Source organism: Streptomyces sp. NBC_00234, assembly GCF_036195325.1.
Classification (GTDB): domain Bacteria; phylum Actinomycetota; class Actinomycetes; order Streptomycetales; family Streptomycetaceae; genus Streptomyces.
Window position 1 is genome coordinate 6,970,433 of record NZ_CP108101.1, and the last position, 12,520, is coordinate 6,982,952.

The window sequence follows — 12,520 nt, forward strand, 5'->3', positions numbered from 1 at the left end:
GGCGAAGGAATTTCCGTATCCAGTATTGCGCAGCCAGGTTACTGACCCGTAGCGTCGCGCATGAGCAGCTCGGGAACCTGTCCGCGCCTGCTCGTTCGATGCACGGGAAATCCTGGTCGCGCCCCCCTGACCGGGATTCCCTCGGGAGTTCCCGCACGGCCCGGACCCTTCGCCGGGGGTGGAGAACTCCCACTGCTGGGGTCCTGCGGATCCGGCCCGCCCGGGCCGCGGGACCCCGGCGCACGCGGAGAGCTTGCGCAGTTTCCGACAAAGCCGCCGTGCGGGTTTGTCATTCGGTGACAAGTGATCCACACCGAGATCCATGTCCGCCGATTTCCGCTGTTCAACGGCTTGTCCTGGCGGTTTCGGCAGACATACCGTGCGCCTCCTGGTGCATGTGCGACGAGCCGCCATTGGATTTCTCAGAGCCGGAGCGCTGACAGATGACCACGTTCACCACCACTTCGAGGGAGGGCCGATGGGAATCGAAGTAGTCGTCGAGGGCCTGACGAAGTCCTTCGGCAAGCAGAACATCTGGCAGGACGTGAGCCTCACTCTTCCGGCCGGAGAGGTGAGCGTGATGCTCGGTCCCTCCGGAACCGGAAAGACGGTTTTCCTGAAGTCCATCATCGGTCTTCTGAAGCCGGAACAGGGCCGGGTCCTCATCAACGGCGTCGACATGGTCAACAGCCCCGAGCGGGAAATCATGGAGACCCGGAAACTCTTCGGTCTCATGTTCCAGGACGGCGCACTCTTCGGCTCGATGTCGCTCTTCGACAACATCGCCTTCCCCTTGCGCGAGCACACCCGCAAGAAGGAATCGGAGATCCGGCGCATCGTCATGGAACGGATCGACATCGTCGGGCTGCTCGGCGCCGAGGGGAAACTGCCCGGCGAGATATCCGGCGGAATGCGCAAACGGGCCGGCCTGGCCCGAGCGCTCGTCCTGGACCCGCAGATCATCCTCTGCGACGAACCGGACTCCGGGCTCGACCCGGTCCGCACCGCCTACCTCTCCCAGCTGCTCATCGATCTCAACGCGCAGATCGACGCGACGATGCTCATCGTCACCCACAACCTCGACATCGCGGCCACCGTCCCCGACAACATGGGCATGCTGTTCTGCCGCAACCTCGTCACCTTCGGCCCGCGCGAGGTGCTGCTCACCAGCGATGTGCCCGTCGTGTCGCAGTTCCTCGCCGGACGCCGTGAGGGCCCCATCGGGATGTCGGAGGAGAAGGACGCCGCCACCCTCGCCGCCGAGCAGGTGAACGGGCACGGGAGCGGATACGGCTCCGGGCCGCGCACCGTCGTACCGCAGCTGGAACCCTCGCCGGGCATGCCCGTACGGCAGGCCGCCCTGCGGCGCCGGGAGCGGGTCGTCTCGATGATGGGCCAGCTGCCGGAGGCCGCCCGCACGGCCATCCTGAACAGCTACACGCCGACCGTGGGCGGTGCGCGCCCGTGACGGCACCCCTGCCGGTGCGGCCACCCGAGCCGCCCGCCCCGAAGGTACTGAAGCCGCCCGAGGAGATACCCCCGGCACGGCTGCTCGCCCCGCTGCGGGAGACCGGGAAGCTGTTCGCCCTGGCGGCGGCGGTGACCCGGGCGATCTTCCGCAGACCCTTCCAGGTACGGGAGTTCATCGAGCAGTTCTGGTTCGTCGCCAGCGTCACCATCCTGCCCGCGGCCCTCGTTTCCATCCCCTTCGGCGCGGTCATCGCCCTCCAGGTCGGCTCGCTCACCGAGCAGCTCGGCGCCCAGTCCTTCACCGGCGGGGCCAGTGTCCTCGCCGTCATCCAGCAGGCCAGCCCGCTCATCGTCGCGCTGCTCATCGCCGGGGCCGGCGGCTCCGCGATCTGCGCCGACCTCGGTTCGCGGAAGATCCGCGAGGAACTGGACGCGATGGAGGTCATGGGCGTCTCGCCCATCCAGCGCCTCGTCGTCCCCCGCGTCCTCGCCACCATGTTCGTCGCCGTCCTGCTGAACGGCCTCGTCTCGGTGGTCGGCACCCTCGGCGGCTACTTCTTCAACGTGATCATGCAGGACGGCACCCCCGGCGCGTACCTCGCCAGCTTCTCCGCCCTCGCGCAGCTCCCCGACCTGTACGTCAGCGAGTTCAAGGCGCTGATCTTCGGGTTCATCGCGGGCATCGTCGCCGCCTACCGGGGACTCAACCCGCGCGGCGGGCCCAAGGGCGTCGGGGACGCGGTCAACCAGTCCGTCGTCATCACCTTCATGCTCCTGTTCTTCGTGAACATGGTCCTCACGGCGATCTACCTCCAGATCGTCCCCGCGAAGGGGGGCTGACCGATGTCGATGCTCAGCTGGCTCGACAAGTCGGGCGACCATCTCACCTTCTACGTACGGGCGTTGGTCTGGATCCCGCGGACCCTGCGCCGCTATCTGAAGGAGGTCCAGCGGCTCCTGGCCGAAGTGGCCTTCGGCAGCGGCGGTCTCGGAGTCATCGGCGGAACCGTCGGCGTGATGATCGCCATGACCCTGTTCACGGGCACGGTCGTCGGCCTCCAGGGGTACGCGGCCCTCAACCAGATCGGCACCTCCGCCTTCACCGGCTTCATCTCCGCCTACTTCAACACCCGTGAGATCGCGCCCCTGGTGGCCGGACTCGCGCTCTCCGCGACGGTCGGCGCGGGCTTCACCGCCCAGCTCGGCGCCATGCGCATCAACGAGGAGGTCGACGCCCTCGAAGCGATGGGTGTGCGCTCCATGCCCTACCTCGTCACCACGCGCATCATCGCCGGTGTCGTCGCGATCATCCCGCTCTACGCGATCGGGCTGCTCTCGTCGTACGTCGCGTCCCGCTACATCACCATCCTGTTCAACGGCCAGTCCGCGGGCACGTACGACCACTACTTCAATCTCTTCCTCTCCCCGGACGACGTGCTGCTGTCGGTGCTCAAGGTGCTGATCTTCAGCGTGATGGTGATCCTCGCCCACTGCTACTACGGATTCCACGCCACGGGCGGGCCCGCCGGAGTGGGGGTGGCGGTCGGCCGGTCGGTGCGCAACGCGATCGTGCTGATCAGCGTCACCGACTTCTTCCTCTCCCTCGCCATCTGGGGCGCAACGACGACGGTGAAGGTGGCCGGCTGATGAGTCCTCGGGCGACACAGACCGTCCGGCGCAGACTCGCCGGCGTCACCTTCCTGCTGGTACCCGCCGTGCTCGTGTGGGTGTCCGTCTCGGTGTACGAGAAGGACTTCACCGACAGCGCGACGGTGACCGTACGCACCGGCTCCGTCGGCAACGAGATGCACGACAACGCCGACGTGAAGCTGCGCGGCGTCGTCATCGGGCAGGTCCGCGACATCGCGGCCGACGGGGACGGGGCCAGACTCACCCTGGACATCCAGCCGGGCAAGCTCGGGCAGATACCCGACGACGTCACCGCCCAGATGCTGCCCACCACCCTCTTCGGTGAGCGGTTCGTGGCGCTCGTCCCGCCACCGGTCCCCTCCGCCCGGGCGCTGCGGGCCGGAGCCGTCATCCCGCAGGACCGCTCCAGCAACGCCATCGAGCTGGAGCGGGTCCTCGACAACGTCCTTCCGCTGCTGACCGCCGTGAAGCCGGAGAAGCTCTCCGCCACCCTCAACGCCGTCTCCCAGGCACTGGAGGGGCGCGGCGACAAGCTGGGAGACACGCTCGTCACGCTCGACGCGCACCTGGCCGAGTTCAACCCCCAACTGCCCACCCTGAACGCCGACATCAGGGAACTGGTCAAGGTGAGCAGGGTCTACGGGGACGCCGCCCCGGACGTCCTGGACGCGTTGACCGACTTCACCACCACCAGCTCCACCCTCGCCGAACAGCAGGCGGAACTGGCGGACCTGTACGGCTCCACGACCGCATCGGCGCAGGACGTCACCACCTTCCTCCGGAAGAACAAGGACAACCTCATCCGGCTCTCCGCCTCCGGCCGGCCGACCCTGGAACTCCTCGCCGAGTACTCCGACGAGTTCCCGTGCACCCTGCGGACCGTCGCGGGATTCGTCCCGGCCATGGACAAGGCTCTCGGCAAGGGCACCAAGCAGCCAGGACTCCACGTCACGGTCAAGTCCGTGCCGTCCAAGGGGAAGTACGTGCCCGGCAAGGACACCCCGGTCTACGACGCGACCGGCGGGCCGCACTGCTACTCGGTGCCGTACGTCGGCAAGAGCGTGCCGACCGCCGACGCCCGCAAGGCGCAGGCGGGCGCCCCGGAGACCGGGGAAGCCCCGGCCACCGAAACCGCCCTCGGCATGCCCAACTCCCTTCAGGAGTCCCGGCTCGTCAACGAGCTGGTCGCTCCCTCTCTGAAAGTCCAGCCGCAGACCCTGCCCGACTGGAGCAGCGTGCTCATCGGTCCGGCCTTCCGCGGTGCGGAGGTGAAGCTCAAGTGAAGCGCCGCTCCCTCGCGGGACCGCTCGCGAAATCGATCGCCTTCATCCTGGTGACCGTCCTGGCCACCACGGTGCTGGCGCTGTCCATCGCCAACACGGGGGTCGGCGACACGACCACGTACAAGGCCAGGTTCACGGACGCCACCGGACTGATCGTCGGCGACAGCGTCCGGATCGCCGGGGTCGAGGTGGGGCAGGTGGAGTCCATCGCGGTGGCCGACAAGCGGCTCGCCGAGGTCGGCTTCGCCGTCCGCAAGGGGCGCAAGCTGCCTGCCTCGGTCACCGCCTCCATCAAGTACCTCAACATGGTCGGCCAGCGGTACATCGACCTCGACCAGGGCGTCGGCCCGGTCGGCGAGAGCTTCGCGGCAGGATCGACCATTCCGCTCTCCCGCACGACCCCGGCCCTCGACCTCACCCAGCTGTTCAACGGCTTCCAGCCCCTGTTCGAAGGGCTCTCGCCGCCGGACGTCAACCAGCTCGCCGGCTCCATCGTCCAGGTGCTCCAGGGCGAGGGCGGCACCGTCGACAGCATCCTCCAGCACGTCGGCTCGCTCACCAGCACGGTGGCCGCCAAGGACAAGGTGATCGGCGAGGTGATCAAGAACCTCAACACCGTCCTGAAGACGGTCAACGACCGCGAGGCCGGATTCAACGATCTCGTCGTCACCCTGGAGAAGCTCGTCACGGGCTTCGCCGGAGACCGCGAGCCGCTGGGCGAAGCGGTGACGGCGATGGGCGCGCTCACCACGGTCACCGCCGACCTGCTCCAGGACGGCCGCGCGCCACTCAAGGAAGACATCAAGCAACTCGGCCGCCTCTCGCGTCAGTTGGAGAAGGGGAAGCCCGAGATCGAGAACTTCCTGGCGAAGACCCCGGCCAAGATGGAGGCGATCAGCCGCCTCACCTCGTACGGCTCGTGGCTCAACCTCTACCTCTGCGAAGCCAGGGTCAGCGGGGTCACGACCGACGACGGCAGTGCGCCGCCCACCGGCATCGCGATCAAGCAACCGAGGTGCCTGGCATGAGAATCAAGCCCGTACGGGAACGCAACCCCGTCGCCGTCGGCATCGTCGGACTCCTCGTCCTGGCCCTTGTCGGGCTCGCCGCCTACCGCGCCGACTCCCTGCCCTTCATCGGCGGCGGCACCACCTACAGCGCCGACTTCACCGAATCGGCCGGGCTCGCCGACGGCGACGAGGTACGGATCGCCGGCGTGAAGGTCGGCGAGGTCACCGGCGTCTCCCTCGACGGCGACCGGGTCAAGGTCGATTTCAAGGTGAAGGACGCCTGGATCGGGAACGCCTCCACCGTCGGCATCGCCATCAAGACCCTCCTCGGCGAGAAGTACCTCGCCGTCGATCCGCTGGGCGACGCCCCGCAGGACCCGGGCACCCGCATCACGGCGAGCCGCACCACCTCCCCGTACGACGTCACCCAGGCGTTCAACGGACTCGGCGAGACCATCGGCGAGATCGACACCGCCCAGCTCGCCAAGAGCTTCGAGACGATCTCCGCGACCTTCAAGGACTCGCCGCCCGACGTACGCAGCGCCGCCGACGGACTCTCCGCGCTCTCCAGGACCGTCTCCGAGCGGGACGCCCAGCTCGTCACCCTCCTCAAGGGCAGCAAACAGCTCACCAAGACCCTCGCCGGCAAGAAGAGCAGCTTCGAAACCCTTCTGGAGGACGGCAATCTGCTCCTCGGCGAGATCCAGGCCCGCCGCGACTCCATCCATCTGCTGCTCACCGGCACCCGCGATCTGGGCACCCAGCTCACCGGAATCGTCGCGGACAACAACAAGCAGCTGAAGCCCACCCTGGACTCGCTCGGCCGGGTCACCGCGGTCCTGGTGAAGAACCGCAAGAGCCTGGACAAGGTGCTGGCGCTGACCGGCTCGTACAACCGGCTCGTCGGCAACACCCTCGGCAGCGGGCGGTGGTTCGACAACTACGTGTGCGGCGTCGTCCCGAAGAACTACCTGCCTCCCCAGGACCCCGAGGTGCCCGGATGCATGCCTCCGAAGCAAGGCGGTCGCTGACATGAGACTCACGCGCATCGTCTCCATCGGCGCCGGCCTCGCCGTGGTGGCCGTCGCGGCCACCACCGGAGTGATGGCCATGGACGAAGAGGGGAAGACCACCGTCACCGCCTACTTCGACCAGGCCACCGGCGTGTACGCGGGTTCGGACCTGCGCATTCTCGGCGTGACGGTCGGCACCGTCGAGTCGGTCACGCCGCGGGGCGAGGAGGTCAAGGTCGTCCTCAAGCTCGACAAGGGCATCAAGGTGCCCAAGGACGCGCACGCCGTCGTCGTCGCCCCCAGCCTCGTCGCCGACCGGTATGTCCAGCTCGCGCCCGCGTACTCCGGAGGAGCGCAGCTCGCCGACAACGCGGTGCTGCCCGCCGCGACCAACGCCACGCCCGTCGAGGTCGACCAGCTGTACGCCTCCATCACCGAACTCTCCACGGCGCTCGGCCCCGACGGGGCCAACGCGGACGGCGCGCTGGCCGGACTCCTCGACACCGGGGCGAAGAACCTCGACGGCAACGGAAAGGCCATCGGGGACTCCATCGAGCAGTTCGGAAAGGCGACGAAGACCCTCGACAAGAACAGCGGCGACCTCTTCGACACGCTCTCCTACCTCCAGACGTTCACCACCATGCTCAAGGACAACGACGGCAACGTGCGCGCCGCCGAGCAACAGCTCAACTCCGTCACCGGCTTCCTGGCCGACGACAAGAAGAACCTCAGCGCGGCACTCAGGGAACTCGGAACCGCGCTCGGCCAGGTCAAGAGCTTCATCCAGGACAACCGCGGCGCGCTGAAGAAGAACGTGGACGCCCTCGTGCCGCTCACCCAGACCCTGGTCGACCAGCGGGCCTCGCTCGCCGAGGCCATGGACACGCTGCCGCTGGCGGCGGGCAACGTCCTCAACGCCTACGACCCGGCCAACCGCACCCTCAACGGCCGGACCAACCTCAACGAACTCTCCATGGGCGGCCCGCTCGTCGACTCCGCGGCAGGCACCACAGGGCTCGCCGGCCTCCAGCCCGTGGATGCCACCCGCCGCAAGGAACTCCCCGTGCTGCCGCTCCCCGAGATCGGCACCGTCTACGGCACCCCGGAGAAGACCACGACGCAGAAGGGGGCGAACCGATGAGCCGTGCCCTCCGCAGACCCGGGGCCCGCACGACCGGCGCCGCCGCCCTCCTCGCCGCCGGGGTCGCGGCCGTCCTGGTCGTGACGACCGTCGACGTACCGACGTTCACCGGCCTCGACCAGGTGCCGCTGCCCGGCGGCGCCGACCTCGGCGACCGTCCCTACGAGATCACCGCCGAGTTCGGCGACGTCCTCAGCCTCGCCCCGCAGTCCTCGGTGAAGGTCAACGACGTCGCGGTCGGACGGGTCACCAGGATCTCCCTCACCCCTGGCAGCTGGACCGCCAAGGTCACCATGCGCGTCAACGGGAGGATCGAACTGCCCGAGAACGCGTACGCCCACCTGGAACAGTCCAGCCTCCTCGGCGAGAAGTTCATCCAGCTCTCGCCCCCGGCCGCCGGGACCGCCCGGGGCACCCTGGCCGACGGCGGCCGGATCCCGCTCAGCCGCACCAACCGGAACCCGGAGGTCGAAGAGGTCTTCGGCGCCCTGTCGATGCTCCTCAACGGCGGCGGGGTCAACCAGCTCAAGACCATCACCACCGAACTCAACAAGGCGCTCGCCGGGCAGGAACCGCAGATCCGCTCGATGCTCGGCCGCGTCGACACCCTGGTCACCAACCTGGACGACCACAAGGAGGACATCACCCAGGCACTCGACGGCGTCAACCGGCTGGCGGCCACCCTCGCCACCCGTAAACAGGACGTCGGAACGGTCCTCACCGGGCTCAGCCCCGGCATGAAGGTCCTGGAGAAGCAGCGGGGCTCCCTCCTCACCATGCTGCGCTCGCTCGACACGCTCTCCACCGTCGCCGTCGACACGATCAACAAGAGCAAGGCCGACATGATCGCCGACCTCAAGGCCATCGCCCCCACCCTCAAGGCCCTCGCCGACTCCGGCCAGGACCTGCCCGACTCCCTCCAGGTGCTCTTCACCTATCCGTTCACCGACGAGGTCCTGCGCGGGGTGAAGGGCGACTACCTCAACGTCTACCTCGATGTGACGGCGATGCCCGGAACCCAGATCGTGCCGGCCCTCACCCCGGACGCGCCCGTGCCTCCGCAGCCCAAGCCCGGCACGTCCGGCACGCCCGGCACTCCGTCCGGTGCGGCGCTCCCGCTGCCCCTCCCGTCCGTCCCGGAGATCTCGCAGGGGAGCGCACGATGATCACTCTCGCCGTCCGGCTGAAGAACATCGCCTTCCTGCTCACCGCCGTACTCGTCCTCGGCTATCTCGGAGTGCGCTACGCGGACCTCGGCCACTACGTCGGCCTGCGCGGCTACTACACCGTCACGGTCCAGCTCCCGCAGACCGGCGGCCTGTACACCCACTCCAACGTGACCTACCGCGGAGTGTCCGTCGGCCGGGTCGGGCCGATCGAGCTCACCGACGACGGTGTCGAGGCGGAACTGCGCATCGAGAACGACGCACCGCCCATCCCGGACAGCCTGGAAGCCGTCGTCGCCAACCTCTCGGCGGTCGGCGAGCAGTACGTCGACCTCCGGCCCACCCGCAGCGACGGCCCGTTCCTCGGCAACGGCTCGGTCATCGACCAGGCCGACACCACGATCCCCGCGCCGCCCACCGACGTCCTCACCAGCGTCAACGACCTGGCGAGCTCCGTCGACCTGGAGAACCTGCGCACGGTCGTCGACGAGTTCGGCACCGCGTTCAACGGCCGCGGCGACGACCTCCAGGTGCTCCTGGACACCGGGAGCGAGTTCGTCCGGGCCGCGGACGAGGCCCTGCCGGTCACGACGAAGCTGATGACCGACGGCGAGACCGTCCTGCGCACGCAGGCCGAGGAGGGCGAAGCGCTGAAGGGCTTCGCCTCGGGGGCCAGGGAACTCGCCGCCGAACTCAAGGGCTCCGACACCGATCTGCGCAGGCTGATCGCCGCCGCCCCCGATGCCGCCGGACAGATCAGTGTCCTGCTGCGCGATCTCGACCCGAACTTCGGAGTGGTCGTCGCCAACCTCCTGACCACCTCAGAGGTGGCCGTCACCCGCCAGCGCGGCCTGGAGGAACTCCTCGTGAAACTCCCCGCGGTCGTCGCGGCGGGGGCCAGCGCCGTCGACGAGGACGGGGCCAGGTTCGGCATGTCCGTCACCTTCTTCGAGCCGCTTCCCTGCACCGCCGGATACGGCGGCACGACCTACCGCAACGGGCTCGTCACCAAGCCCGCCGCGGCCAACACCAAGGCACGCTGCACCTCGTCGCCCGGCACCGGCATCAACGTCCGCGGCAGCGCGAACGCCCCGAAGGGCGGACCGGTGCCCGCGCCGGCCGAGCCGGGATCGCTGCTCCTGGGGGCCGGAACGGGGAGCCCGCTGCCCGGAGCACTCGGGGCCGCAGCCACCCGGCCCGGGGCCGACGGCATGGCCGGCCTGCTGGGGCTCGGAGGCGGCCGGTGATCCCGCGTACGAGGAACCCCGCCGGCTGGGCCGTCCTGCTCGCCGCCGTACTGGCCTGCGCACTCGGCGGCTGGTCCTACGCCCAGGCCCGCGGCGACGACACCCTCGCGTACGCGAAGGCCCGCGACGCCGCACTGGCCGACGGGAAGCGCCACATCGCCCGGCTCAACAGCCTGGACGGCAGCGACGCCGCGAGCGTGCGGAGTGGGCTGACGTCCTGGCTCGACTCCTCGACCGGCCCGCTCCACGAGCAGCTGAAGCGGACCCGGAGCAAGGACGCGGGCGAGCTGACGAAGTCCGGTGCCACGGCCCACGGGAAGGTCACCGACGCGGCGCTCACCGCCCTGGACGAGCGGACCGGGACGGCGGCGCTGATCGCGACCGTCGACGTCGAGGTCAGCCCGCGCACCGGAAAGGGCGGGACCGAGCGCAAACGCTTCGAGGCCACGCTCGCCCGGACCGGGGACGGCTGGAAGGTCAGGGCGCTGACCGCGATCCCGGTCGGGGGCGGCGCATGAGCGAGAAGGCGGGGACGGCGACAGTGCACACCGGAGTGGACACCGAGGACGCCGAGGAGACCGAGGCGGTACGGGCCGTCACACCGGCCGACGCCGACGGGGACGAGCAGGAGGATGCGGCGCCACGGCCCCGCCGGCACTGGCCCCGGGTCCTCGGCACGGTGCTGACGCTCGCACTTCTCGTCGCGGGCGGCGCGCTCTTCGTCGAGGGGCAGCGGCTGAGGGACACCCCCGCCACGTCGAACCGTGCGCTGACGGACACGGAGGCGACCACCGAGGTCGCGGGGGACGTCAGCAACGCGCTCGCCGCCGTGTTCTCGTACAGCCCCCGGGCCACCGCCGCCACCAAGGCTTCGGCGAAGGAGGTCCTGGCGGGGAAGGCGCTCAAGCAGTACGCCGCACTGTTCGGCCAGGTCGAGAAGCAGGCCGCCGACCAGCAGCTGACGCTCACCACCCAGGTGGTACGCGCGGGGGTGACCCGGCTGACCGGCAGCAGCGCCGAGCTCCTCGTCTTCCTCGACCAGGTCTACGAACGCCGGGGCAAGGCGCCCACCACGGCCGCCGCGCAGCTCTCGGTCTCGGCCGAACTCCGGGACGGGCGCTGGTACATCGTCGACATCACCTCCCGGTAGCGGGCCCGGGACCCCGCACACGCACGGCACGCGACTCGGAACGGACCAGATCCGCAGGCAGGGGAGAGACAGCAATGGCACGGGTACGGACGACGCGCAATCCGCTGGTGGCGGCGGCGATCGTGCTGACGGTCGCGGCGGCAGGCGCGGCAGGCTGGGGCGGTCTGTCCCGGTACGACGCGGCACACGACGACTCGGCGGCGTACGCGCAGGCCCGGGACGACGTACTGGCCGCGGGCGAGCAGGCCGTGCAGAACATGAACACCCTCGACCACCAGAAGGTGGAACAGGGTCTGGACAGCTGGGAGGACTCCACCACGGGGGATCTGCACCAGCAACTCGTCGAGGGACGGGACGCGTTCGTGAAACAGATCGAGTCGGCGAAGACGGTCAGCACGGCCAAGGTCCTGTCGGGCGCGGTGACCGAACTCGACGACCGCTCGGGCCGGGCCGCGGTCATGGTTGCGCTGCGGGTCACGGTGACCGCACCGAAGGGCGAGCCCGCAGTGAAGGAGAGCAGGATGCTCGGGCAGCTCACCCGGACGTCCGGCGGGTGGAAGCTCAGCGCCCTCGGCCAGGCGCCCGTCGGCAACACGGCCGGCTGACGCACCCGACTCCCCGCCCCGTCACCGAGAGGACCCCGGACATGTCGACGACACGTCACCTCGTCAACCGTCAGCGCCGCCTGGCCACCGCGGCAGCGGAACGCACCGCCACGACCGCCACCGCGCCGCCGCGCGGCCCCGGCCGGTCCGAGGAGCCCGACCGGCCGAGTAAGCAGGTGGAACCGGAGGACACCGGGGCCACCGCCGACGCCGGGGAGGAGGACGAAACCCCACCCGATCCCCTGCCGAAGCGCCGGCCCGCCGTGCCCCGCCTTCGGCTGCCTGCCGTCCTGTGCGCCCTCACCGTGCTCCTCGGATCCTTCGCCGCCTGGTCGTTCACCTCGGCCGACCGGCTGCGCGAGGACCCGTCCCGGCAGAACGCCGCACTCACCGACATCGGCCGGACCAGCGAGGTGAAGGGCCAGATCACCGAGGCGGTCGGCGCCGTGTTCTCGTACAACTACGCCGCGCCCGCCACAGCGGACCGGGCGGCGAAGAGGTACCTGGTCGGGAGGGCCGTCGGTCAGCACGAGCAGATGCTCGCCGACGTACGGGCGCAGGCACCCGAGCAGAAGCTCGTCCTCACCACGACCGTGACGGAGAGCGGCGTGGAGCTCCTCGACGGCGACCGCGCCCGGCTGCTGGTCTTCGCCGACCAGAGCAACACCCGTACCGGCAAGGCGGACGAGACGACGTACGCGGCGGCCATGTTCGCCGTGGACGCCGTGCGCCGCGGGGACAACTGGCGGATCTCCGCCATCGATACGTTCACACAGTGATCCGGG

The 12,520-nt window shown here is 69.5% G+C and carries 13 protein-coding genes; all 13 read left to right on the top strand.

Going from position 1 to position 12,520, the window contains the following annotated elements; translation table 11 throughout:
• Nucleotides 1-478: 478 nt before the first annotated feature.
• The 13 genes from OG230_RS30560 (at nucleotide 479) to OG230_RS30620 (ending at nucleotide 12,514) form a co-directional block, all read left to right on the top strand.
• Nucleotides 479-1,468, top strand: coding sequence for an ABC transporter ATP-binding protein (locus OG230_RS30560; protein ID WP_328906963.1), 990 nt, complete (start codon nucleotides 479-481; stop codon nucleotides 1,466-1,468).
• On the top strand, nucleotides 1,465-2,310 hold the full coding sequence (locus OG230_RS30565; RefSeq protein ID WP_328906964.1) for an MlaE family ABC transporter permease: 846 nt from the start codon (nucleotides 1,465-1,467) through the stop codon (nucleotides 2,308-2,310). The genes OG230_RS30560 and OG230_RS30565 overlap by 4 nt, the downstream gene beginning before the upstream one ends.
• 3 nt (nucleotides 2,311-2,313) lie before the next feature.
• Entirely contained in the window at nucleotides 2,314-3,117 is an 804-nt protein-coding gene (locus OG230_RS30570) for an MlaE family ABC transporter permease (protein ID WP_328906965.1), read from the top strand.
• Nucleotides 3,117-4,403 (top strand): MCE family protein, encoded by a 1,287-nt coding sequence (locus tag OG230_RS30575; RefSeq protein WP_328906966.1) that lies wholly within the window; start codon nucleotides 3,117-3,119, stop codon nucleotides 4,401-4,403. Before OG230_RS30570 ends, OG230_RS30575 begins: the two co-directional genes overlap by 1 nt.
• Nucleotides 4,400-5,431 (top strand): MCE family protein, encoded by a 1,032-nt coding sequence (locus OG230_RS30580; RefSeq protein WP_328906967.1) that lies wholly within the window; start codon nucleotides 4,400-4,402, stop codon nucleotides 5,429-5,431. Before OG230_RS30575 ends, OG230_RS30580 begins: the two co-directional genes overlap by 4 nt.
• Entirely contained in the window at nucleotides 5,428-6,444 is a 1,017-nt protein-coding gene (locus tag OG230_RS30585; protein WP_328906968.1) for an MCE family protein, read from the top strand. The genes OG230_RS30580 and OG230_RS30585 overlap by 4 nt, the downstream gene beginning before the upstream one ends.
• A gap of 1 nt (nucleotide 6,445) precedes the next feature.
• Complete coding sequence (locus OG230_RS30590) at nucleotides 6,446-7,567, top strand: MCE family protein (protein ID WP_328906969.1); 1,122 nt, start codon at nucleotides 6,446-6,448, stop codon at nucleotides 7,565-7,567.
• Nucleotides 7,564-8,733, top strand: coding sequence for an MCE family protein (locus OG230_RS30595; protein ID WP_328906970.1), 1,170 nt, complete (start codon nucleotides 7,564-7,566; stop codon nucleotides 8,731-8,733). Before OG230_RS30590 ends, OG230_RS30595 begins: the two co-directional genes overlap by 4 nt.
• Nucleotides 8,730-9,980: an MlaD family protein gene (locus OG230_RS30600; RefSeq protein ID WP_328906971.1), complete on the top strand. Its 1,251-nt coding sequence runs from the start codon at nucleotides 8,730-8,732 to the stop codon at nucleotides 9,978-9,980. Before OG230_RS30595 ends, OG230_RS30600 begins: the two co-directional genes overlap by 4 nt.
• Nucleotides 9,977-10,498 carry a hypothetical protein gene (locus OG230_RS30605; protein WP_328906972.1) on the top strand — a complete coding sequence of 174 codons (522 nt, stop codon included), beginning with the start codon at nucleotides 9,977-9,979 and terminating at the stop codon, nucleotides 10,496-10,498. The genes OG230_RS30600 and OG230_RS30605 overlap by 4 nt, the downstream gene beginning before the upstream one ends.
• Complete coding sequence (locus tag OG230_RS30610; RefSeq protein ID WP_328906973.1) at nucleotides 10,495-11,130, top strand: hypothetical protein; 636 nt, start codon at nucleotides 10,495-10,497, stop codon at nucleotides 11,128-11,130. Before OG230_RS30605 ends, OG230_RS30610 begins: the two co-directional genes overlap by 4 nt.
• Nucleotides 11,131-11,204: 74 nt before the next feature.
• A complete protein-coding gene (locus tag OG230_RS30615; RefSeq protein WP_328906974.1) occupies nucleotides 11,205-11,735 on the top strand; it encodes a nuclear transport factor 2 family protein in 531 nt (176 codons plus the stop codon).
• Between the two features lie 41 nt (nucleotides 11,736-11,776).
• Nucleotides 11,777-12,514: a hypothetical protein gene (locus OG230_RS30620; RefSeq protein WP_328906975.1), complete on the top strand. Its 738-nt coding sequence runs from the start codon at nucleotides 11,777-11,779 to the stop codon at nucleotides 12,512-12,514.
• Nucleotides 12,515-12,520 lie beyond the last annotated feature (6 nt).

Excerpts from the sequence above, each read along its gene's own strand:
- OG230_RS30560 (WP_328906963.1), top strand. The coding sequence starts at position 479 with ATGGGAATCGAAGTAGTCGTCGAGGGCCTGACGAAGTCCTTCGGCAAG.
- OG230_RS30570 (WP_328906965.1), top strand. The coding sequence starts at position 2,314 with ATGTCGATGCTCAGCTGGCTCGACAAGTCGGGCGACCATCTCACCTTC.
- OG230_RS30575 (WP_328906966.1), top strand. The coding sequence starts at position 3,117 with ATGAGTCCTCGGGCGACACAGACCGTCCGGCGCAGACTCGCCGGCGTC.
- OG230_RS30585 (WP_328906968.1), top strand. The coding sequence starts at position 5,428 with ATGAGAATCAAGCCCGTACGGGAACGCAACCCCGTCGCCGTCGGCATC.
- OG230_RS30590 (WP_328906969.1), top strand. The coding sequence starts at position 6,446 with ATGAGACTCACGCGCATCGTCTCCATCGGCGCCGGCCTCGCCGTGGTG.
- OG230_RS30595 (WP_328906970.1), top strand. The coding sequence starts at position 7,564 with ATGAGCCGTGCCCTCCGCAGACCCGGGGCCCGCACGACCGGCGCCGCC.
- OG230_RS30600 (WP_328906971.1), top strand. The coding sequence starts at position 8,730 with ATGATCACTCTCGCCGTCCGGCTGAAGAACATCGCCTTCCTGCTCACC.
- OG230_RS30610 (WP_328906973.1), top strand. The coding sequence starts at position 10,495 with ATGAGCGAGAAGGCGGGGACGGCGACAGTGCACACCGGAGTGGACACC.
- OG230_RS30615 (WP_328906974.1), top strand. The coding sequence starts at position 11,205 with ATGGCACGGGTACGGACGACGCGCAATCCGCTGGTGGCGGCGGCGATC.
- OG230_RS30620 (WP_328906975.1), top strand. The coding sequence starts at position 11,777 with ATGTCGACGACACGTCACCTCGTCAACCGTCAGCGCCGCCTGGCCACC.